The 23,144-nt window shown below is 43.6% G+C and carries 22 protein-coding genes; 13 read left to right on the top strand and 9 right to left on the bottom strand.

The annotated features are described in order from the left end of the window. The 5 genes from infC (at position 1) to IQP38_RS06220 (ending at position 2,945) form a co-directional block, all read left to right on the top strand. On the top strand, positions 1-552 hold the full coding sequence (gene infC / locus IQP38_RS06240; protein WP_080276913.1) for a translation initiation factor IF-3: 552 nt from the start codon (positions 1-3) through the stop codon (positions 550-552). Between the two features lie 121 nt (positions 553-673). Next, positions 674-868 (top strand): 50S ribosomal protein L35, encoded by a 195-nt coding sequence (gene rpmI / locus IQP38_RS06235; protein WP_005377932.1) that lies wholly within the window; start codon positions 674-676, stop codon positions 866-868. 40 nt (positions 869-908) lie between these two features. Then, entirely contained in the window at positions 909-1,262 is a 354-nt protein-coding gene (rplT, locus tag IQP38_RS06230; protein ID WP_004727974.1) for a 50S ribosomal protein L20, read from the top strand. Positions 1,263-1,451: 189 nt separating this feature from the next. Continuing rightward, complete coding sequence (locus IQP38_RS06225) at positions 1,452-1,769, top strand: heavy metal-binding domain-containing protein (RefSeq protein ID WP_033905144.1); 318 nt, start codon at positions 1,452-1,454, stop codon at positions 1,767-1,769. A 366-nt stretch (positions 1,770-2,135) separates the two neighbouring features. Then, complete coding sequence (locus IQP38_RS06220; protein WP_005385480.1) at positions 2,136-2,945, top strand: helix-turn-helix domain-containing protein; 810 nt, start codon at positions 2,136-2,138, stop codon at positions 2,943-2,945. On the opposite strand, the gene IQP38_RS06215 is transcribed toward IQP38_RS06220, so the two are convergent. After that, the gene (locus IQP38_RS06215; RefSeq protein ID WP_005377915.1) at positions 2,938-3,123 is read right to left on the bottom strand and encodes a hypothetical protein; all 186 of its coding nucleotides are present in this window, start codon (positions 3,121-3,123) and stop codon (positions 2,938-2,940) included. The genes IQP38_RS06220 and IQP38_RS06215 overlap by 8 nt on opposite strands. 270 nt (positions 3,124-3,393) lie before the next feature. On the opposite strand from IQP38_RS06215, the gene IQP38_RS06210 reads away from it, so the two are divergent. The 6 genes from IQP38_RS06210 to pheT all read left to right on the top strand — a co-directional run bounded on the left by IQP38_RS06210 (position 3,394) and on the right by pheT (position 12,405). Beyond that, on the top strand, positions 3,394-4,182 hold the full coding sequence (locus tag IQP38_RS06210) for a TetR/AcrR family transcriptional regulator (protein WP_005377913.1): 789 nt from the start codon (positions 3,394-3,396) through the stop codon (positions 4,180-4,182). A gap of 249 nt (positions 4,183-4,431) precedes the next feature. Further along, the gene (locus tag IQP38_RS06205; RefSeq protein ID WP_054574058.1) at positions 4,432-6,810 is read left to right on the top strand and encodes an efflux RND transporter permease subunit; all 2,379 of its coding nucleotides are present in this window, start codon (positions 4,432-4,434) and stop codon (positions 6,808-6,810) included. 18 nt (positions 6,811-6,828) lie between these two features. Further along, positions 6,829-7,620, top strand: a complete 792-nt coding sequence (locus tag IQP38_RS06200) for an outer membrane lipoprotein-sorting protein (protein ID WP_025766823.1) — start codon at positions 6,829-6,831, stop codon at positions 7,618-7,620. Between the two features lie 10 nt (positions 7,621-7,630). Beyond that, a complete protein-coding gene (locus IQP38_RS06195) occupies positions 7,631-8,806 on the top strand; it encodes a hypothetical protein (protein ID WP_054574059.1) in 1,176 nt (391 codons plus the stop codon). 191 nt (positions 8,807-8,997) lie between these two features. Continuing rightward, positions 8,998-9,981 (top strand): phenylalanine--tRNA ligase subunit alpha, encoded by a 984-nt coding sequence (gene pheS / locus IQP38_RS06190; RefSeq protein WP_193837431.1) that lies wholly within the window; start codon positions 8,998-9,000, stop codon positions 9,979-9,981. Between the two features lie 18 nt (positions 9,982-9,999). Continuing rightward, positions 10,000-12,405 carry a phenylalanine--tRNA ligase subunit beta gene (gene pheT, locus IQP38_RS06185; RefSeq protein ID WP_065274407.1) on the top strand — a complete coding sequence of 802 codons (2,406 nt, stop codon included), beginning with the start codon at positions 10,000-10,002 and terminating at the stop codon, positions 12,403-12,405. Positions 12,406-12,618: 213 nt separating this feature from the next. Here the strand turns inward: pheT and IQP38_RS06180 are convergent, their stop codons facing one another. Next, entirely contained in the window at positions 12,619-13,500 is an 882-nt protein-coding gene (locus IQP38_RS06180; RefSeq protein WP_005377901.1) for an AEC family transporter, read from the bottom strand. 534 nt (positions 13,501-14,034) lie between these two features. On the opposite strand from IQP38_RS06180, the gene ihfA reads away from it, so the two are divergent. Then, a complete protein-coding gene (ihfA, locus tag IQP38_RS06175; protein WP_005377899.1) occupies positions 14,035-14,331 on the top strand; it encodes an integration host factor subunit alpha in 297 nt (98 codons plus the stop codon). Positions 14,332-14,452: 121 nt separating this feature from the next. Here the strand turns inward: ihfA and IQP38_RS06170 are convergent, their stop codons facing one another. Continuing rightward, positions 14,453-15,232, bottom strand: a complete 780-nt coding sequence (locus tag IQP38_RS06170; RefSeq protein ID WP_005377897.1) for a phosphoribosylglycinamide formyltransferase — start codon at positions 15,230-15,232, stop codon at positions 14,453-14,455. 315 nt (positions 15,233-15,547) lie between these two features. On the opposite strand from IQP38_RS06170, the gene IQP38_RS06165 reads away from it, so the two are divergent. Beyond that, positions 15,548-16,198: a thiopurine S-methyltransferase gene (locus IQP38_RS06165; protein WP_021707633.1), complete on the top strand. Its 651-nt coding sequence runs from the start codon at positions 15,548-15,550 to the stop codon at positions 16,196-16,198. A gap of 72 nt (positions 16,199-16,270) precedes the next feature. Here IQP38_RS06165 and purT read toward each other — a convergent pair whose 3' ends face one another. The 6 genes from purT to IQP38_RS06135 all read right to left on the bottom strand — a co-directional run bounded on the left by purT (position 16,271) and on the right by IQP38_RS06135 (position 22,970). Further along, a complete protein-coding gene (gene purT / locus IQP38_RS06160) occupies positions 16,271-17,446 on the bottom strand; it encodes a formate-dependent phosphoribosylglycinamide formyltransferase (RefSeq protein ID WP_193837430.1) in 1,176 nt (391 codons plus the stop codon). A gap of 143 nt (positions 17,447-17,589) precedes the next feature. Next, positions 17,590-18,477: a cytidine deaminase gene (gene cdd, locus IQP38_RS06155; RefSeq protein WP_005377892.1), complete on the bottom strand. Its 888-nt coding sequence runs from the start codon at positions 18,475-18,477 to the stop codon at positions 17,590-17,592. 431 nt (positions 18,478-18,908) lie between these two features. Continuing rightward, positions 18,909-19,586, bottom strand: a complete 678-nt coding sequence (locus tag IQP38_RS06150) for an LrgB family protein (RefSeq protein WP_171344747.1) — start codon at positions 19,584-19,586, stop codon at positions 18,909-18,911. A gap of 1 nt (position 19,587) precedes the next feature. Continuing rightward, positions 19,588-19,962 carry a CidA/LrgA family protein gene (locus IQP38_RS06145; protein ID WP_005397786.1) on the bottom strand — a complete coding sequence of 125 codons (375 nt, stop codon included), beginning with the start codon at positions 19,960-19,962 and terminating at the stop codon, positions 19,588-19,590. Between the two features lie 55 nt (positions 19,963-20,017). Beyond that, positions 20,018-21,439, bottom strand: coding sequence for an exodeoxyribonuclease I (gene sbcB / locus IQP38_RS06140; protein ID WP_193837429.1), 1,422 nt, complete (start codon positions 21,437-21,439; stop codon positions 20,018-20,020). A 157-nt stretch (positions 21,440-21,596) separates the two neighbouring features. Then, positions 21,597-22,970 carry an L-cystine transporter gene (locus tag IQP38_RS06135; protein ID WP_193837428.1) on the bottom strand — a complete coding sequence of 458 codons (1,374 nt, stop codon included), beginning with the start codon at positions 22,968-22,970 and terminating at the stop codon, positions 21,597-21,599. Between the last annotated feature and the right edge of the window lie 174 nt (positions 22,971-23,144).

Here is a 23,144-nt window from a genome sequence, read left to right as displayed (position 1 = left end):
ATTAAAGGCGGAAGACGTGGCCAACAGCCGGTAAAACAAAACCCGCACCGTATCAACGGTGAAATTCGTGGTATTCGTGAAGTTCGACTAACAGGCGCTGACGGTGAATCAGTTGGTGTTGTATCGATTCAAGAAGCCATTGCAGCTGCTGAAGAAGCTGGTATGGATCTCGTTGAGATCAGTCCTAACGCCGAGCCACCTGTTTGTCGTGTGATGGACTATGGTAAGTTCCTCTTCGAGAAGAGCAAAACTGCTAAAGAGCAGAAGAAGAAGCAAAAGCAGGTCCAGATCAAGGAAGTAAAATTCCGTCCTGGAACTGATATTGGAGACTATCAGGTAAAACTACGCAACCTGACGCGTTTCCTTGAAGAAGGCAACAAAGTGAAAGTAACAATTCGCTTCCGTGGCCGAGAGATGGCACACCAAGACATCGGTGTTGACGTTCTAAATCGTCTTAAGGAAGATACTGCAGAAATTGCTGTAGTTGAATCTTTCCCTAAGAAGATTGAAGGTCGCCAGATGATCATGGTGCTAGCCCCTAAAAAGAAGTAATTAACGGCTCATCAAGTAATTAAAACCTAGCCGCTTTCCTTTCGATAAAGGCATAACGGCTGGGTTTTGTTCGCCCTAATTACGTTGTTTATTAAACCTACTCAATGCGGAGTTATTCATCATGCCTAAGATGAAAACCAACAAAGGTGCTGCTAAGCGTTTTAAGAAAACTGCTGGTGGTATTAAGTACAAGCACGCTACAAAACGTCACATCCTGACTAAGCGTACTACTAAGAACAAGCGTCAACTACGTCCAAATGCAATCCTTCCAAAATGTGAAGTGGCTGCAGTAATCCGTATGTTGCCATACGCTTAATTCTTTTTAGTTATCAATCGTTTAGTTTAGGAGAAGCATAATGCCTCGCGTAAAACGTGGTGTACAAGCTCGTGCACGTCATAAGAAAGTTCTAAAACAAGCTAAAGGTTACTACGGTGCGCGTTCACGCGTTTACCGCGTAGCTTTCCAAGCAGTTACTAAAGCTGGTCAATACGCTTACCGTGACCGTCGCGCTAAGAAACGTCAATTCCGTCAACTATGGATTGCACGTATCAATGCGGCATCTCGTCAAAATGGTCTATCTTACAGCCGTTTCATCAACGGTCTTAAGAAAGCATCTATCGAGATCGACCGTAAGATCCTTGCGGACATCGCAGTATTCGACAAAGCTGCATTTGCAGTTCTAGTTGAAAAAGCGAAAGCTGCTCTTTAATTAGCAGTTTAGGATTAAGAGAAGGAGAGCATTAGCTCTCCTTTTTTATTGCTAAAATTTATACCCAAATGACTTTTAGCTTGGCTATTTAGAGTATTGTTTATCAGTCTTCTCAATTTATTGGTTAGCATCTTATGTTAGTTATAAGGTAGCTTGGGTATAAATTTTTACGTTTATAAGGGATTAAAAATGATCTACACAACGACCGAAAGCATTCCTGGCCAGCAGATCTCTGAAATCAGAGGGGTTGTAACTGGTAATGTTGTTCAATCAAAGCATATTGGCCGTGACCTCATGGCGGGTATCAAGAGCATTGTTGGCGGCGAAATTCGTGGTTACACGGAAATGATGACCGACGCGCGTGATATTGCTATACAGCGCATGGTGGCGGACGCTGAATCTAAAGGTGCCGATGCAATTGTAGGGATTCGATTTACCACAAGCTCAATCGTAGATGGTTCTTCGGAAATTTTGGCATTTGGTACTGCAGTGAAACTAGCGGACTAGTCTACTTGAATAGCATTGCAAAAATGCTAATAGAGAGCGGTGAATTATTATGCATTTACCGTTCTGTTCCTTTTAGGTTAATTATTCTAGATTTTTGCAGAGCGAATAGATTTATATTCTCAACTTTACGTTACTATTAAAATTAATCACGATAATTTAGAGTGATTGCTTTACTTTTATTTTGCATATTATTTTATATCTATAATGAAATTGAATTCATATTGAATTTTTCATTTGTTGTGTGAATTCTACTTTCAGTATATTAATTCATGTTTTTCTTATAAAAATATGAACTTATACCTTGCCAAGCGGTTCTAAATTGTTACAAATACTATACAGCTGTAACATTGCCAAAAGGAATTGTAGATGAGAGATCTGACTCCCGAATACTTGCTAGCCGCATTACGCCAAGCGATTAAAACAAAAGGGCTAACATATCGAGAGCTATCTGAGAAAATGGGTATGCCACTATCTACCTTTAAGAGACATCTTACAAGCACGAATCTCGCTTTAGATAAGTTGCTGGAATATTGTAGAGCGGTTGATTGCACGTTAGATGAACTACAAAAGCTCGCAAATCAATTGCAAGGTGAAGACGAGGATTACTTTAGTCGTACGCAGGATGAGGTATTCTTTCAATTCCCTCACCTTTACGACTTTTATCGTGAATTGAGAATGCTTCGAGGTAAAGACGGTTATTCTATTTTAAAGAAAAAGTATGACTTGTCTGAGCAGAGCATGTCTGATTACTTAAAAGCATTAGAGTTGTTGGATCTCGTTTACGTTGATGAAGATAAAAATATAACGCTGCACGGGCCTTTATATTATAGCTATGCAGAGAACTCCAAGCTCAACGACAAATATACAGAAATCATAAAAGAGCAGACGACTACCCACGATAAGTGTGTTCGCGTTGCTTTGGCGCGTATGAAAATTACCGAAGAACAGCTTTTGTTACTGGAAGATCAAGTCGCAAAGACCGTCATCGATTTTCATTCCAAAAATGTTGTAGCAGAGAACTTTAATGTCTCTGATTTTACTAATATTGTTCTACTTGCTGGGCCACATCAGCCAGTCACATTCTCTGACGGCATTATTGAGACAGAGGGGCGATTTATTGATGATATTCGTTATGCCATCGCAGCTGCAGGTGATAAGCCAAGCCTATCTATATAGATTTTGAGCCTTTTTTGAAGAGAGTTTCTGAAAGGGCGTTGCAAAAGAAAAAGCCTAAGACAGCAAATACTTTGTAAGTAGGGCATTCAGCGGTGTTTGCTCTTAATTCAGACTTAAAGTGTTTTGGGCTTATTTCGAATAATACCTGTTCAGCATCTACTTTCGTTATTTTTAACATGCTGATTTCCTTCGTTGTTCCTCCCAAAGCCTCTCTCGCTTCCTCTACAAAGAAACCATTCTCGTTGAACCAAGCATCCTGTAGCTACTTGGGTATGCATAATTGGTAGCTATTTATCTTCTAATTATAAATTCATACTTGAAATGTTTGTTTTTTGATCTATTGTGACGAAGTGTCATTTATGACGGTTCGTCAACTTTAGTTGCGTTCCTGTATTAAAGAATCGTGTTACAATTATTGGGAGTGTGTTGGTATACGGATCAAAGGATTATGTTTAACTTTCGCTGTAAAAAATATAGCAAGCAAGACGGATGTCGTGTGTCTTCAGGGCTAACAAAAAAGCAACAGGCGATTGCTGATCGTGAGATAGAGCTTATTCAATTGGCTAAGTCTTTAGTTCAAGAGCAAGGCTTTGCCAACTTAACGATGGACAAGCTTACAGCGTCAAGCCCTTATTCTAAAGGGACGATCTACAATCATTTTTGCAGCAAAGAAGATGTGATTCTTGCGCTTTGTATTCATTCGCTGAAAAGCGAAGCAATATTTTTCGAACGTACCGCCAAATTTAATGGCAATACCAGAGAAAAAATCATTGCGATGCATGTAGGTTATCGTATTTACGCTCGTATGGAGCCAGTACTATCAACCTGTGCGATTGTTGCAAAGACGCCTTGGGTTCTAGAGAAGGCTTCGCCTAAACGTGTGAATGAACTGAATAACTTGGAAGAACAAGTAATAGATGGTGCTGATGCGCTAGTGAACAATGCGGTAGAATGTGGTGATCTTAAGTTTTCTCCCGCAATTGGTTCAGATGCTATTGTATTCGCCAACTGGTCTATTGCCTTCGGTTCAAACGCTTTGGCGCAAAATGCATCGAACAGTCGATGTATTCAGCGAATTCAAGACCCATTCTCAGTACTGCACAACGCGAATATGTTACTTGATGGTTTAGGTTGGTCGCCTTTATCTACAGAATGGGACTACCGTAAAACCTGGCGTCGAGTGGAGCAGGAGTTATTTAGTGAAGAGCTTGCTTATTTAGAGTCAGTGAATCGCTAATAAACTGGAAAGGCCAATCTGACGTTATGGTTGGCTTTTTTATCGCACTATTGTGACGAATCGTCATTAAATCTCGAAGGTTGGCGTTCAGCCAATGATCACGAGAAGCATAGGAAGTTACTAAAAACTAACTTATGTAGCCAAATTCATTCGATCTAAAGTTTGCATGTCGAGTTTGTCTGGTTATTTACAGCATTTGCTGTTTTTTTAGTTTTTAAATTTGACGAAACGTCACAAAAGGAGAGTGTGATGCCACATCACAACGTTCAACAATACGCCCGTTCAGGGTGGGGTAAGCTACCAACGAATTACAGTGTATTGGTGATGCTTGCTACCGTTTTATTGATTGTCATAGCAACCATTGGAGGAAAAAATCTTTACTTTAGAGGAGATTACGACATCTTCTTTGATGGAACAAATGAGCAGTTACTTGCGTTTGATGAAATTCAAACCACCTTTGCAAAATCTGACAGTCTTGCTTTGGTTATAGCGCCAAAGAGCGGCACTGTTTTTACTCCTAGCACATTATCTCTTATTCAGCAGATCACTGACGAGGCGTGGCAAGTTCCATACTCGACCCGCGTTGATTCCCTCGCCAACTACCAGCATACCGAAGCGTTTGAAGATGATCTTCTTGTCGAAGATTTACTGTATAGCGAATATGAATTGACACCTCAACGAGTAGAGAAAGTCAAAAGTATTGCGTTGAGTGAGCCGGTTTTGAAAAGTTCACTGATTTCTGAAAAAGGAGATGTCACGGTCGTAAACATTACGGTCCAACTCCCTGAAATAGATAAAACTGCTGAAGTACAAGAGGTGGTTGCTTACATAAACGGAATGATTGAGCGTTATCAGCAAGTGTACCCAGACACGGAATTCCATAAGGCTGGTATTATTGCAATGAACTACGCGTTTATGACCGCAGCCCAAGATGATAGCGCAACATTAGTGCCTACTATGTTACTAGTGATATTGGTGTTTCTGACCATCATGTTGCGCTCATTGCTTAGCGTCATCGCGACACTCATCGTTATTATCGGCTCGGTTATGGTTACAATGGGCTTGTCAGGATGGGCTGGTATGTTCTTAAGCACGGCGACCGTTAATGTGCCTACCTTGGTGATGACGCTTGCCGTCGCAGACTGTGTACACATCATCGCGACAATGCGTCAGTCTATGCAAAACGGCTTTAGTAAAGCCCACTCTATTGAGCGAAGTATTGCGCTCAATTTCATGCCTATCTTGATTACCTCCATTACCACCGCGATCGGCTTTTTAATGATGAATATGTCGGATTCTCCAATCCTGAGAGATTTCGGCAACCTATCAGCCCTTGGCGTCATGGTTGCTTGTTTCCTTTCCATCACGTTACTTCCCTCCTTGCTTAATATCCTTCCGGTTACGGTGAAGTCGGATACTTCTGATGAAAGAAAGCACTTTATGGATCATTTAGGAGATTTCGTGGTGTCAAAGCGACATGCGTTATTGCCGTTGTCGGTGCTTGTTATTGTCGCGAGTGCGAGCTTGATTCCGCTGAACAAAGTCAATGATGAATCCGTCGAGTACTTTGGCCATAGCAATGAATTTCGCCGAGCGGCTGATTTTATGGAAGAGCGAATCAGTGGCATGGCGAACATCAGTATCGCGATAAAAACCAACGAATCGCAGGGCATTGCCGATCCTAATTTTCTCAATTCCGTGGGTAAATTTACTGACTGGCTAAGGTTGCAGTCAGAAACGGACCATGTTGCGACCTTGAGCGATGTTTATAAGCGCCTAAACAAGAACATGCATGGAGATGATCAGGCTTATTACTCGCTCCCTCAAGACAGAGAATTAGCGGCTCAATATCTGCTGCTTTATGAAATGTCACTACCGTATGGTTTAGATTTGAACAACCAAATCAATGTAGATAAGTCGTCGATCAAGATGGTTCTCACCGTGGAGAACTTGGGCAGCGTCGAGCTTGTTGATTTGGAAAATCGCATTTACCAATGGTTTAACGAAAACGCGCCTCAATATGATGTTGTTGCGTCTAGTCCTTCACTGATGTTTGCGCATATTGGTGAAACGAATATGGCCAGCATGCTGTCAACCTTGCCCATTACTCTTGTCTTAATCTCTGCATTACTGATCTTTGCCTTGCGTTCGTTCAAGCTTGGCTTAATTAGTCTTGTCCCGAATATTGCTCCTGCGCTTATTGGTTTTGGTATTTGGGCGCTGGTTTCTGGCGAGATTAACTTGGGATTGTCTGTCGTTGTGACATTAACGCTTGGTGTTGTTGTCGATGACGCCGTTCACTTTCTTTCTAAATATCAACACGCTCGTAAAGATGGCCACAGTGCGGAGCAAGCGGTTCGCTACGCCTTTCGTACCGTGGGGCGCGCACTCTGGATTACGACGGTCGTGCTTGTTGCTGGTTTCTCTGTTCTGGCGATGTCGAGCTTCCGTTTAAATGCCGATATGGGACAGCTGAGTGCCATTGTCATCTTTATTGCCCTTGTTGTGGATTTCATCTTCCTACCGACTCTACTGATGTTGTTTGACAAAGGCGTTTACGACGAGGTGGAGCGCCGAAATAAGCTTAAATCAACTGACTCTCAAACCAAGACTGTTACTCAGTCATAACGAATTAAAGGATCGAACATGAATTTAGTAAAAAATGCCTTAAAAGTATCAGTACTTTCTGTCTCGCTTATTATGAGTCATGCGGTGTTGGCGGATGAAGCCAAAGGACTAGAAATTGCCCAAGAGCGCAAAGCCCGTGATGAAGGGTGGGGGGATTCTGTTGCTACGATGCAAATGATTCTGCGAAACGCGCAAGGAGAAAGCAGCACACGTTTAATGCGCTTACAATCACTCGAAGTTGATGGCGATGGTGACAAAGGGCTCACGATATTTGATGAACCGAGAGATGTAAAAGGCACGGCGTTTCTTAACCATTCTCATACGGTGGGTGCCGATGACCAATGGCTTTACCTTCCTGCACTGAAACGTGTGAAACGTATTTCCTCGCGTAACAAATCAGGTCCTTTTATGGGCAGTGAATTCGCGTATGAGGATCTCAGTTCCTTTGAGATTGAAAAATACCGTTTCAACTACCTAAAAGATGACAGCATAAACGGGCAAGATGTTTTCGTCGTAGAGCAAATTCCGACCGATAAGAACTCAGGTTATACCAAGCAAACGGTATGGTTAGATAAAGCGCATTATCGTCCACTTAAAGTTGAGTTTTACGACCGCAAAGGCTCTTTGTTAAAAACGCTTTCTTTTTCCGATTACAAGCAATATCTCAACCAATATTGGCGAGCGCATACTATGGCGATGACAAACCATCAAACAGGAAAAAGTACTGAGCTAACGACTAGCGAAATGCGTTTTAACACTGGATTACAAGACAATGACTTTCATAAGAATGTGTTGAAGCGAGTGAGGTAGTGGAGGAAAAATGAAGCGATTAAATGCTGGGTTGTTGCTTAGTGCAGCAGCCTTTTTTTACTCGATGCCTCTGACTGCCGTCGAGCTTGCAGGACAAGTCAATATTGAGCATCGTCAGTTTTTTAAAACGGGCTCTCAGGGTCAGAGCAAAGCGCAAACGTCATTGGTTTTGCAGCCAGAATTTTACTGGGAGATGCAAAATGGTGATGCAAACTTTACTTTCACACCTTTCTATCGTCTGGATGGTCTAGACGATGAGCGAAGTCATGGTGACATACGAGAGGCACTTTATCTGACTTATTGGGATGATTATGAGCTTCGAGTTGGGATTAGTAAGGTCTTTTGGGGAGTGACTGAATCAGCCCATTTAGTTGATGTAGTAAACCAAACAGATGCCATTGAAGCCGTCGATGGTGAAGATAAACTCGGTCAGCCGATGTTACATTTTACCTCTTTCAAAGACTGGGGCACCGTCCACGCAATGTTGTTACCTTACTTTAGGGAACGAACGTTTGCGGGTACAGATGGCCGCTTGCGAACCGAACCCGTTGTCTCTGATGATGCTATCTATGAATCAAGCAGAGAAGAGAAGCACGTAGATGTGGCTTTTCGATATTCGAAAATGCTTGGCGATTGGGACGTAGGCCTAAGCTATTTATATGGAACAAACCGGGATCCTTACTTTCGTTTAGAGTACGGAGAATTAAAGCCTTACTACGCTCTGATGAGTCATGTCGGTCTGGATGTGCAAGGAATTGTTGGCGATTGGTTATGGAAACTAGAAAGTGTTTATCGAGATAGCGCTGATAATCATGTCGGTCTTGTGACGGGTTTTGAGTATACCTTCGTCGGTGCATTTGACACGGTTTGGGATGTGGGAGTTATTGGTGAGTACCTCTATGACAGTCGTGGGAACAACGCACAAACTATCGGTCAAAATGATGTGTTTGCAGGTATTCGTTGGGCGCTCAATGATGAGGACGGAACGGAAGTATTGACGGGAATTACGAAGGATTTAGATAACGATGATGTTTACAATGCTAAGTTAGAAGCATCGAGCCGAATATCGAATCACGTTAAGTGGCAAATTGATGCTTGGTTGTTTAAAAATGAAACACCAAATGATTTGCTCTACTTCGCTAGAGATGACGATTTTATCGAGCTATCTATTCAATACTATTTCTAAAACAAAAGGGCACAACTAAACGGCAGATTAACTAAAGATGACATTTTTGACGTTTTTGTGCTCTTTTTATTCAATAACCTCTTCTTTTCGTAATTCAATTTGGCATTGGTGCCCGGTTTGGCTACTATGTACAGCTATCAAAAAACCAATCACTCCCTTATGGACACTACCTACAGGTAGATGAGGAAACGATGCAACATCTAGAAGAGATCATTGCTAGCGCGAGCACTGCAATTGAAGCTGCCGAATCGCTAGTCGCACTTGATGAAGTGCGTGTTCAGTATCTGGGTAAAAAAGGTGAGCTAACTGCTCAACTTCAAAGCCTAGGCAAACTACCACCAGAAGAACGCCGTGAAGCTGGTCAAGAGATCAACAAAGCGAAAGGCGTAGTTCAGCAAGCTATCGCAGCTCGTAAAGATGCACTACAACGTGCTGAGCTTGAAGCGAAACTAGCAGCAGAAACAATCGACGTAACACTACCAGGTCGTCGTATTGAAAACGGTGGTTTACACCCAGTAACTCGTACTGTAGAGCGTATTGAGAAGTTCTTTGGCGAACTTGGTTTTAACACCGAGGCTGGCCCAGAGATCGAAGATGCATTCCACAACTTCGATGCGCTAAACATCTCAGCTGATCACCCAGCGCGTACTGACCACGATACTTTCTTCTTCAACCCAGACTTGATGCTTCGTACTCATACGTCAGGCGTACAGATCCGTACGATGGAAAATGGTAAACCACCATTCCGTTTCATCGCACCAGGCCGTGTATACCGTAACGACTACGACCAAACGCACACGCCAATGTTCCACCAAGTGGAAGGCATGCTGGTTGATGAGAACGTAAACTTTGCTCAGCTGAAAGGCATCCTGCACGATTTCCTATGTAACTTCTTCGAAGAAGAAGTAGAAGTACGTTTCCGTCCATCTTACTTCCCATTCACTGAGCCTTCAGCTGAAGTAGACGTGAAAGGCAAAAACGGTAAATGGTTAGAAGTACTAGGCTGCGGTATGGTTCACCCGAACGTGCTACGTAGCGTAGGTATCGATCCTGAAAAATACTCTGGTTTCGCATTCGGTATGGGTGTTGAGCGTCTAACAATGCTTCGTTACGGCGTGAACGACCTACGTGCGTTCTTCGAGAACGATCTTCGTTTCCTAAAACAGTTCAAGTAATCCAGAGGGTTCATCAACATGAAATTCAGCGAATCATGGCTTCGTGAGTGGGTAAACCCTGCGGTTACTACTGACGAGCTAACTCACCAAATTACAATGGCCGGCCTAGAGGTAGACGACGTTCTTCCTGTTGCTGGTTCTTTTACTGGCGTTAAAGTCGGTCACGTTGTTGAATGTGGCCAACACCCAGATGCAGACAAACTGCGCGTAACTAAAGTTGACGTGGGTGAAGAAGAGCTTCTAGACATTGTTTGTGGCGCACCTAACTGTCGCCAAGGTCTGAAAGTAGCAGTCGCAACAGTTGGTGCTGTTCTTCCAGGTGATTTCAAAATCAAAAAAGCGAAACTACGTGGCCAGCCATCTCACGGCATGCTTTGTTCGTTCACTGAACTAGGTATCGACGTTGAGTCAGACGGCATCATGGAACTAGCAGAAGACGCAGTAATCGGTACTGATTTCCGTGAATTCCTAGGTCTAGACGACGTAACAGTAGACGTAGACCTAACAGCAAACCGCGCTGACTGTTTCAGCATTCGTGGTCTAGCTCGTGAAGTTGGCGTACTAAACCGTGCTGACGTGACAGAGCCATTAGTAGAAGCAGTTGCCCCTTCAATCGACGATAAAGTGTCTATCGAAGTGAAAGCGCCAGCTGCGTGTCCACGTTACCTAGGTCGTGTAGTTAAGAACGTAAACGTTCAAGCTGAAACGCCACTATGGATGCAAGAGAAACTGCGTCGTTGTGGTATTCGCTCTATCGACCCTGTGGTAGATATCACTAACTACGTTCTTCTAGAGCAAGGCCAACCAATGCACGCATTCGATCTAGCGAAGATCGAAGGTGGCATCGTAGTTCGTATGGCTGAGCAAGGTGAGAAGCTAACACTTCTTGACGGCAGCGAAGCAGAACTAAACGCAGATACACTAGTAGTAGCGGACCACAACAAAGCACTTGCAATCGCAGGTATCTTTGGTGGTGAAGAGTCAGGTGTAACAACTGAGACTAAAGACGTTTTACTAGAGTGTGCATTCTTTGCACCTGACCACATCCGTGGTCGCGCTCGTAGCTACGGTCTGCACACTGATTCTTCAATGCGTTTCGAGCGTGGTGTGGATTACGCACTACAAGTAAGCGCAATGGAGCGTGCAACTCAGCTTCTAGTTGAGATCTGTGGTGGTGAAGTAGCACCTGTTGTTGCAGTAGAGTCTGAAGCAGACCTACCTAAGCCAAACAAAGTTGCTCTACGTCGTACTAAACTAGACAACCTACTAGGTCACCACATCGCTGATGCTGACGTAGTAGAAATCCTAGAGCGCCTAGGTTTGACTGTTGAAGCTTCTGAAGAAGGTTGGGTGGCAGTAGCGCCAACATGGCGTTTCGATATCGCTATCGAGCAAGACCTGATTGAAGAAGTTGGCCGTATCTACGGTTACGACAACATTCCTAACCAAAACCCAGCAGCAGCACTTAAGATGCACAACCACGTTGAAGCGGATCTTCCACTGAAACGCGTTCGTGATCTTCTTGTTGACCGTGGTTATCACGAAGCAATCACATACAGCTTCGTTGAGCCTGAGCAGCAAAAGCTAGTTGTACCTGGTGTTGAGCCTCTCGTACTTCCAAACCCAATTTCTGCAGACATGTCAGCAATGCGTCTTGGTCTTATCCAAGGTCTGTTGAACACGGTTGTTCACAACCAGAAGCGTCAACAGCCACGCGTTCGTCTATTCGAATATGGCCTACGTTTCATCCCATGTGAATCTGCAGAAAACGGCATGCGTCAAGAGCCTATGCTTGCAGGTGTTATTGCTGGTACTCGTGGTGAAGAGCACTGGGATATCGAAACCAACACTGTTGATTTCTTCGACCTTAAGGGCGATCTAGAAGCGATTCTAGAGCTATCTGCGAACGAAAAAGCGTACTCTTTCGCTGCACTGTCACCTGAAAGCAAAAAAGCTAACCCAGCACTTCACCCAGGTCAATCTGCGGCAATCATCGTAGACGGCAAAGAAGTGGGCGTGATCGGTACAGTTCACCCTGAGCTTGAGCGTAAGTTCGGTCTAAACGGTCGTACTATCGTATTCGAAATCGAATGGTCTGCAATCAACAGCAAAGTGATCCCAGAAGCGGTAGCACTTTCTAAATTCCCTTCAAACCGTCGTGATATCGCGGTAGTAGTGGATGAAGCTGTTGCATCTGGTGACATTGTTAACGCTTGTCTAGAGCAAGGTGGCGAGTTCCTTAAAGATGCGAAACTGTTCGACGTTTACGTAGGTAAAGGCGTTGAAGATGGTAAGAAGAGCCTAGCAATCGCTCTGACTCTACAGTCACTTGAGCGTACGCTTGAAGATGCAGATATCGCTGGTGCGGTTGACGCTATCGTTGCTCACGTTTCTGAGAAGTTTGGTGCGTCTCTGCGTGACTAATCTCGCGTAACGTATCTTCTTAAGAAATGAAAACCCTGCCAGTTTGGCAGGGTTTTTTATTTTTAGGATTACCTTATCGTTGTTCAAGTTCCTTACTGCTCGCACCATCCCTCATTACTTTAAAATACTAGACCAAACTAGGGATGGCCCTTACCCGAGATTAGGAACGTATTGTTTTTCAGCTAATACACGCTAACGATAGCTTGTTGGCGGTTAGGCAGCGAGTGAGAGGGTATAGCTAAGCAGAAGAGGTAGCGTAAGAATGCTGAAAAAGTTGCCAAATAGTACCATTGACGCCACTTTCATGGGTTCTATATTCAGCCTTTCCGCAAATAGGTAATTCATGACGGCTGGCGGCAGCATTGTGAAGAGCACCATCATTTGCAATTGCATCGTTGGAAGGGGAATTAACCAATAAATAAGTGCAAAAGCGACAGCACCAGTTGCCAGTGACTGCACGGTACACAACACACCAATCTTTAAACCGTCCAACCTTAAATGACACATTTGTGCCCCCAGAGATAAAAGCATCACGGGTACGGCCGCTTGCCCAAGTAGAGCCGTGGCTTCGTATAAAGGCGCCCATGCACCCACATTTGACACGTTGAGAAACAGAGCCAGCGACGCTGCTAAAAAGATTGGCATCTTGACTATTTGCTTAAAAGGGTTGCCATGACTAAGCAGCATTACGCCTAAGCTGATATGCAAGCATGCTGACACGACAAATAAAAGCACTGCTGACGACAGCGCAATTTCTCCAAACGTATAGGTAAACAAAGGAATAGCTAGATTTCCGCTATTGCGAAACATATGTGGTGGCGCCCAGGTTTTAAACGAGAGTGACGTCCATCGACATACCGGGATCATGAGTAGTGCGGGAATTAAAACCGCGACAATTGCCGCCAAAAGAAGCGGCCCCTGATTTGAATCGAGCGGCATGCTAACGAGTGACGAAAATACCAGTGCTGGCGTAAATACCTCAATATTAATGCGGTTTATTGGGCGAAAGTCAGGCTTGATGTAACGACCGACCAAATAGCCAACTCCGACAAGAGCAAAAACAGGGAAAAGAATATTTATGATTTGATTAATCATGGTCGCCTAGAAGCAGTGTAAGAAGCTAATGAGGAAATACACGAACTTCCACATTATCAATCTTTATATATGGCGTCATCGTTAAACAGCGAGAAGCGTGGGTTTAATCAAGCTTTCTAAGCACAGTTGCAAAGTACAGGTGGTCATACCTTTTAATCTAATTGTTACGTATCGAGTTACATACAAATCACTGAATTTACGACAAGTTCTATGTCAAGTGTCTGTTAAATAACCAATATCTGATATTTTTATTAAATAGTGTTTAATGTTGATATTTAAACTACTTTTAGTTTTATAATCTGGATGTTTTTCCTGATAAAGATGAAACAAAAACAAAAATATCAAATTCCTGGCGTTTAACAATAATTTACGTAGTGCTATTCCTTTTGTTCGCCAAGAAAAAAGTTGGCGAAAATCATAAGCTTGTCATACACTTCCTGATGTAACCCCGATATGTTGTTGAATTGGTAGGGTAAAACTGCTCTGGCGCTACACTAACGTAGCATTGTTTAACATAGCTTTGAGGAAAGTTTTATGGCGCTCACAAAAGCCGAACTGGCAGAAAACCTGTTTGATAAATTAGGATTTAGTAAGCGGGACGCCAAGGAAACGGTGGAAGTGTTCTTTGAAGAGATTCGTAAGGCACTGGAAAGTGGCGAACAGGTAAAACTGTCAGGTTTTGGTAACTTTGATCTTCGTGACAAGAATGAACGACCTGGTCGTAACCCGAAAACTGGTGAAGATATTCCAATTACTGCTCGACGTGTAGTGACTTTTCGCCCGGGTCAGAAGTTAAAAGCTCGTGTAGAAAACCTGAAGAAAGTACAGTAAGCCGAATAAATGGATCACGCTAAGGCGTGGTCTTTTTTTGCGTAAAATTCGTGTGCATACAAATGAAAACCACCGCCATGCGGTGGTTTTTCTGTTTATGAGAGACGCTTAATGATATCGGTTACGCCGCTTCTAGATGCGTTGTTAAGTATGGTTGCCATGCTTGTTGGTACAAGTTCTTAGACTGTGTACGCATGTTGCGAATAGAGGCAAGCTCTATTTCGCTTAGCTCACGTTTTTCCAACATCGCTTGACGTTCTAGTTTCTGGATTTTTTCGTATAGGTCGTGTTCGGGACCGCTTTTTACATCTGCGATTGCTTTCAAGTGCAGTTGAACTTCGGCTACTAGGTTTGTTTTTGGTAAACGAACGAGCAAGTTCAAGTCTCTATATCCTGAAGGGCCAGGTTTTTTGAATCGATTTTTTACTTTCACAATCGTTGTTTCACGCTCTAACGTTTCATAAATGGAGACTAAGCTCGCGACGTCTTCAGCTACAATCGTTGCACGTGCTAGGTCAGTAATACGTTCAACTTTCCCATCTAACTCTAAAGCTATCTTTTCTTCTGCTCGTTGTTTGGATTTCACGCCTGCGAAGTATGGCTGAGCGTCATTAAGAAGTGCGGTACTCTTACAGATAGTTTCAAGTTCAAATTGTGCTTGGTGAGCTTTGCTGTAAAGGATGTCGAAGTCAGAATATGGCTGAGTTGGTGTGGTGTCGATTGACTGAATGCCATATAAACCGCTAAGGCTGTGTTTAAAAAGTTTCGAACAAACTTCGTTTTGGCTGGTTGAACGATTTTGTTCGCCATTAGGCGCAGGGGTAATTGGAAGTGCGGCAAATGCCGGTGCACGGCTAAGTACCAAAAGCATCAATGCTGTAGTACGAAGAAATAAGCTCATTCACTCTCCTTAACTTGCTTGTACTTAGAAAATAGGGAACATAAAGGTCGCTAAGTTCGGCAAATCAGGTACTAACTTATAAATGGGGCCATTACGAAAGATTCCAAGGTTTCAGTTTTATCTTGAAGTAGAATCATGCGTTAGATCACCATTTCTCTTTTCTTTATTCTGATTATCAGATAAAGGCGCGTCTCCTATGAGACCGATTACATCCTATCACCGCAGTATTAACCAAAGATGAACGGCATAGACAAATTGAAAAAAAACGTTAGTCTTACCTCTCAAAATGAAAACAGCCGACAAGTAGAAAGTAAAATGAGAGACCAAGAATTTTGGCATAACAAATGGGCCAGCAATCAAATCGGATTTCACTTGGAAGATGTAAACCCGCTATTACCAGTATATTGGAAACACACTAATCCAAAGCGTGAAGATAAAGTGTTAGTTCCTTTATGTGGAAAGTCAGAAGACTTGATTTGGCTAGCGATGAAGCATGATTCGGTTGAAGGCGTTGAGCTAAGCCATATTGCTGTGCGTGCCTTTTTTGCTGAACATTTTTACACGCCAACGGTAACGCCTCTTAATGGCATGCACGAGCTTTATCAATTTGATGAGCTCTCTATTTATACTGGGGACTTTTTCACTGCACCAGTATCTCAAGCCGATATCATTTATGATCGCGCCGCGTTGGTTGCTTTACCGCAAGATATGCGAGAGGAGTATGTAGAGCGTCTCAAGCAACTTTTGAACCCAGGCGGTCGTATTTTGCTTGTTACACTCAACTATCCTCAAGAAGAGATGGCGGGGCCTCCATTTAGCGTGCCGGTCGAAGAGATTGAGCAGTTATTTTCAGGTTACAAAGTTACTTGTTTGAACGTAGATGAAGCTGACGAGAATCATCCTAAAATTGCGAAAAAAGGCTTAAGTCGCTTCTCTGAAGAAGTGTACTTAATCGAGAGTGAATAGGCTCTCTTCGGTTTGGAACACGAAATAGCGCAGCAATTTGAGCTGCGCTATTTTTGTATGAGTGGTTCGTATTTAATAAATGATATTCACTTTTGAAGCACTTTCAATAGCATCTTGAACGGCTTCTTCGGTGGTTTTTCGTCGCGTAAGGACAACACCTAAACGGCGGCGACCATCGATTTCTGGCTTACCGAATAGACGAACTTGTGTTTGAGGTTGAGCTAAAGCTTTGCTTAGGTTTTCAAAGCGAATGTTTGTGGAAGTCCCTTGTCCAAGAATAACAGCAGACGCAGATGGGCCATATTGCACAATATTATTAATTGGCATTCCGGTAAACGCGCGCACGTGGAGAGCAAACTCAGACATTTCCTGTGAAATCATTGTAACCATACCCGTATCGTGAGGGCGAGGAGAGACCTCATTGAAAATGACTTTATCGCCTTTAACAAATAGCTCTACACCAAAGATGCCGTAGCCACCGAGCGCGTTTACCACTTTCTCAGCCGTGTATTCAGCTGCTTTTACTGCGTTTTCTGACATAGTTTGCGGTTGCCATGATTCGCGGTAGTCGCCATCTTCCTGACGATGACCAATTGGAGCACAGAAATGCACACCGTCAACGGCTCTGATGGTCAATAAAGTGATTTCGTAATCGAAGTCGATAAAACCTTCCACGATAACGCGACCTGCACCCGTACGCCCGCCTTCCTGAGCGTAATCCCATGCTTTTGTAACGTCGTCTTCGGTCTTGATAACACTTTGCCCTTTACCTGAAGAGCTCATCACAGGCTTCACCACGCACGGAATACCCACATGCTCAACCGCGGCTTTGAAGTCTTCAAAGTTATCTGCAAAACGATAAGGTGAAGCCGTCAATTCCAGTTCTTCTGCTGCCAAACGTCGGATACCTTCACGATTCATTGTTAGCCTGGTTGCCTTAGCGGTTGGAACAACATTCAGTCCTTTTTCTTCAAGCTCTACCAGTTTGCCGGTTGCGATGGCTTCAATTTCTGGTACGACGTAAGTAGGTTGTTCCTTCGTAATAACTTCTTCTAAGGCGTTCCCATCTAACATGTCGATAACATAACTACGGTGAGCGACTTGCATCGCTGGAGCATTGGCATAGCGATCACAAGCAATCACTTCTAAACCAAGTCTCTGGCATTCAATGGCGACTTCTTTACCGAGTTCGCCAGAGCCTAAAAGTAATACACGGGTAGCATTTGCGCTAGTTGCAGTGCCAAACATAGTGTTCCCTTACAAAATAGAGTGATGAGACAGAAATTGCAGGAGATCATACTCAAGTTTCATGACAAAGCAAACGTTTGCTTTTGGTTTTTAGGTAATAAAAAAGCTCTACATGTTGTAGAGCTTTTTGTTGAATTTGTCGTTTATACGTTGACAAAACTAAGCGGAATATCTGGATTCAACGCTTCCAACGTTGATTGCGTATCGGCTAAGTGACTGATCTTACCTTCAGAGTTTTCTACCAATGCAGCGGCTTTGATGCTGTCAAAGGTTTCACCCGCAAGTAAAACTTGGATTAGCGCAACTTGTAGCGGTGGCAAGCTAGGATTAAACGCTGCATTTTCTGCATAAGCGCCTTGGAATACACGGCCGCTAGTCATCTCTAATGCTAAACCACTCAAGTTGTTGGTGTATGGAGAGTGGCTCATGTTCATCGCTTCAACTGCACTTTGGATGAGTGCGTCTTCATCATCACATGAGAATTGGTGTTTAACTTCTGCCATTAAGCCGGACTCGATACCGAGATCGTTTGGTCCAAAGGCTTCAGGCAGGTATTCATGAAGTGACTTTTCTTCGCGTTCTGGGAGCTGGATTTTAAGCTCGTTTGCGGTAGATAACTCATTCATGAACTGGCGGCAGTGACCACATGGGCTGAAGTTGATAGTGATATCCTTAACACCACGTTCGCCTTTCATCCAAGCATGGCTAATCGCAGACTGCTCTGCGTGAACCGTTTGACCCAACTGTACACCAAAGAATTCCATGTTGGCACCGAAGTAAAGGCGACCTGAAAGACCACGAACGATAGCGCCGACATAAAAGTCAGAAAGGGGAGCATAGGAGTACGCTGCGGCAAAAGGAAGTAGCGCAACACGAAGCTCTTTGTCTGATAGACCGGTAGCTGAAAGCAACTGCTCAAATTGTTGAACTGAAAGCGTAGCATCAAAATCATCAGCTTGGATGATAGGAGCAAGTTGTTTGGAAAGTGCTTCTGGAGCGCCTGCTAGCGCCTGTTCAATGCGACTTTTCATGTTGAATCCTTGTTATTGCATGGACAGTTATTCTATGTGAAAGATAGAAATGTTCCGTGCGTTAGATCACGATAAATAATGCAATTGATAATTCTGTTACATAATTAGAGTGAGCTCACACATGTATTCGATTGCACAGGTGTGAAGCGTTATCTCCGTCTCACAATTAACCATATCAGTATATATTCATATGACCAAGGAGCAGGAGTATGTTACCAACGCGACTTTTACCGCTATGCTACTTTATACTTACGTAATCTAGAGCGAGTGGTAGCAGCTAGAATGCTAATGCTATGAATGTATATCTCAGTCAAGTCCCTTCACGATATTACTGGGTGAGTTTGATAGATAAGATAGGGTTTTGAAAAGGGATAAGTAAGAAACGGAAAGGCTACGGCCTGCCGGAAGGAGGGCAGACCGAGAGCGCTTAACTATTGATATAGCCAGACCGCCAAAGCAAAAAAACTTGGAGCCAAAATAGAAGTTATGATCCCACATAAAACCAATGCGAGTGATGAGAACGCGGCATCTATGGGCTGTTTCTCTGCACAAGTAGCGGTGCCTAAGGCATGAGAGACTGTACCCATTGTCAGACCACGTGCAATCGGGTGTTTAATTCCAATTAAGTTGTAAATTGGGTATGCCAAAATCGCGCCCAATAAACCAACAATCAGAACCAAGATCGCCGCAACGGCAGCTTCACCACCGAGGTGACTCGAAATTTCCATTGCTATTGGCGTAGTGACGGATTTACCCACTAGACTTGCGATTAAACTGATATCTGCTTTGAAAGCGACTGCGATCAAGGTGGTTGTCATCATCGACATCACACTGCCTACTGTGCAAGCGAAAGTGATGATTCGCCAGTTTGCTTTAATTTGTGGTAGTTGTTCATATAGTGGATAAGCCAGAGCAACTACAGCAGGTTGAAGCAAAAAGCTAATTCCTTCGTTATCCGCATAATACTTTTCAAATGGCACATTTAAGTAAGTAAGCAAAGGAATGAGCACTGCGATACTGATCAGCAAAGGGTTTGCTAGAGGATTGTTCACTTTGATTGCGATTTGGCGAGCGATAAGAAAAACCGCAATGGTAACAACTAACCACATATCAGTGTTTCTCCTTTAGCAAGTAGTCCAGCAGCCAAGCGAGGCTGACTAGTACAATGAGTGAGCCTCCAACTGCGCTGGCAATGATAGGGAGGGCATTAGCGAGTAGCATATCGAAATGTTGCATTAATCCGACGCTAATAGGAACGAACAATAAGATCATATAGCGGATAAATAGCGTGGCGCCCGGTTTGACCCAGTCGACTTTTACAAGCCCAAGAGTCATGGAGAAAAACAGTACGAGCATACCGATGACACTTCCTGGAACGGAAACGCCAGTGAACTTTTGAATGGTAATTCCGATGCCAAGTGCTCCCATGATGAGGAAGATTGAAATGAGCAGTTGGATCAGTTGTAAGAATCGTTCTTTAATCATTTTGACAGTATATAAACAACAAGCACACCATAAGGTGCGCTTGTATTAGGAGGAGTTAGGAAGCTAAGCTCTCTACATAACGGTACACGGATTTTAATATCGCAATCTTCTTTTCGTCACTTTCATGTTCGTGAACTAAGTTTTCTAAATTCAGCATGTACTCTTCAATTTGGCTTTCAAACACTTCTCGACAGTGTAGTGCCCAGCGTCTTTGTTCTTGCTCGTCTAATGTGCCTGGGAAGTTACGCGCACGATAGCGGAACAATAGAGGTTTAATACGCTTGTCATCAAATTCAATGTCTAATGCAGCAAGATTATTCGGGTCGGTTTCTCGAATGATATCCATAGCTGCGCGATCAGCCGGAGAAAAGAACCCGTCGTAAAGCTGTGTATCGACGTCATCACTTTTATCGAATTTACGCTCGACTGAAAAGAGGCTAATCAGCTTTTCTCTAATTTCAGGATGTTGGCGCAACAAAGCGAGATTAGCGAGACATTGCTGGCGATCAATGCCAATAGACTCCGCATTTTCAGCCGTTAACGTTTTTGCAGGGGCGAGAATAGGGCATTTGTTCAAATGAACTAGTTTAACTGGCACTGGTAGCAATTCACCAAGATCTTCGCGCTTAGTGTAGAGTCTTTCGTGCAGCTCTTCTGCGGATAGCTCAAGAATAGGTTGAGGGTCTTTCGCTAAATCGATGGTGATAACGGCGTTATTATTGGTTGGATGCCAAGCAACAGGCACAATCCAGCTAGTGTACTGGCATTCGCGCCCTAGCATGCCTGAAACGTGCATCAACGGTGTCATGTTGACGATGTCGACTAAATCATTGAGCTTGCGCTTTTGGCGCATAGAAAAAAAGTAATCAAACAATTTTGGTTGCGCTGCTTTTACTTTCTTTGCCATTTCGATAGTCGCAACCACATCTGCCATGGCATCGTGCGCGTTACTATGCTCTATGCCGTTAGCCACAGACAAGTGTTCTAATTTAAAGCTAGTGAAGCCATCTTCGTTTTCTGGCCATTCTACGCCTTCTGGGCGAAGGGCATGGCACGCGCGTAGTACATCGAGTAAATCCCAACGTGAGTTACCGTTTTGCCAACTCCATGCGTATGGTTCGATAAAGTTGCGATAACAAGTATAACGGGTCACTTCGTCATCAAAGCGAATGCTGTTGTAGCCTAAACTGGTGGTATTTGGTCTCGCGAGTTCAGTGTGAATCTTAGCGATAAACTCTGGCTCAGAAAGGCCTTCTTGAACCGTTTTTTGCGGAGTAATACCAGTAATAAGCGCAGCTTCAGGAGACGGAAGATAATCAGCCGGTGGTTGACAGTACATGACTAAAGGCTCGCCGATGATATTAAAGTTTTCATCTGTACGAACACCAGCAAACTGGCTTGGGCGATCTTTCGCGGGGTTGGTTCCCCATGTCTCATAATCAAAGAAGAAAAAAGTGGGCTGATTATCTTGGTGCATTCTGCTTACCGTTTACAAAACCGATGACAGTATTAGACCATTCAACGCCTTGACTAGCAACGAAAGATGCAAGTTGAATTTTTGAAAATGAAAAAAGCCGATGGCGAACCATCGGCTTGATATTTTATGTTTTATCGCTTTGGAAGGAATTTGAGTTCTATGCTCGTGTTTCTTCCAATGTTGCTTCACTTTCTGGTGACTTCAGCACTCGGCTAGCAATTGTACCCGCAGTCATTGAGCCTGAAACGTTTAGTGCGGTACGTGCCATGTCAATCAGTGGTTCAATAGAGATAAGCAGTGCCGCGATGGTCACAGGTAAGCCCATTGCAGGAAGAACAATCAAGGCTGCAAACGTCGCACCGCCGCCGACACCTGCAATACCAAATGAGCTGATGGTGATAATCGCAATCAATGACAGGATAAAGTGTAGATCAAGTGGGTTGATGCCCATTGTCGGAGCTACCATCACTGCAAGCATTGCAGGATAGATACCCGCACAGCCGTTTTGGCCGATAGTGGCACCAAACGATGCTGATAGGTTTGCAATCGCTGGTGGTACGTTAAGCTTCGTGATTTGCGCTTCTACGTTTAGTGGAATTGTTGCTGCTGAGCTACGAGATGTAAACGCGAAGGTCAGTACAGGCCAGATTTTCTTAAAGTATTCCGCAGGGCTAACGCCGACAAAAGAGACTAATACGCCATGAACAACAAACATCAGTGCGATAGCAACATAAGACGCCACAATAAAGCCAAGTAGGTTTAGGATGTCGCCTGCGCTTGATGTCGCTACCACTTTTGCCATCAGTGCTGCGATGCCGTATGGCGTTAGGGCCATGATCATCTTCACTAGTCGCATAACGATAGATTGAGCAGCTTCTACGAAAGTACGAATCGGTGATTCCAACTCTGCTTTTTCCATCATCACTTTACGAGCGGCGATACCAGTTAACACGCCGAAAATCACAACAGCGATAATTGATGTCGAGCGAGCACCTGTTAGATCAGCAAATGGGTTGGTTGGAATGAAGCTAACTAGCATTTGAGGAATAGTTAAGTCACTTACTGTACCGGCACGGCTTTCTAAAACGGCGATACGAGCGGTTTCACGCGCACCTTCAGTTAACCCTTCTGCTGACAGGCCAAATGTCGTTGTCACCAAAATACCGATAATTGCAGCAATTGCAGTCGTTACTAGAAGAACAGAGATGGTCAGGCCAGAAATTTTACCTAAAGATCCACCTTTCTCCAACTTAACAACTGCAGAGATCATCGATACCAATACTAGTGGCATGATGACCATTTTCAGTAGACCAACGTAGCCACTGCCTACAATGCCTACCCATTCAAGTGTTTGAGCAATTGCGCTGTTGCCTTCACCGTGAATGAGTTGCAAAGCAAGACCAAAAAGAGAACCGGTAACAAGACCGATCAAAACGAGACGTGAAAGAGTGTGTTTCTTTTGTTGCTGATTAAATAGAAAGAACAATATTCCAACAAAGACGGCTAGAGAGGCTATCACTGCAAAATTCATAATTTGACCTTATCAACCAGCCGAAGTGGCGGTTGTTTTTTATACGGGGTTTTATACGGATTTATTTATGGAGCGTAAGATAACGCTCGTGATATAACTTTAAAAATGACAAACGGGTATTAGCTAGATCTAAAATGAATATAAAAACGAGATCTAAGTCGCGTGAGAGTGTGA

Origin of the sequence: Vibrio sp. OPT41, assembly GCF_015163595.1 — a bacterium.
Lineage (GTDB): Bacteria > Pseudomonadota > Gammaproteobacteria > Enterobacterales > Vibrionaceae > Vibrio > Vibrio alginolyticus.
The sequence above is the reverse complement of the archived record's forward strand: the minus strand, read 5'-3'. Positions and strand labels throughout refer to the sequence as shown.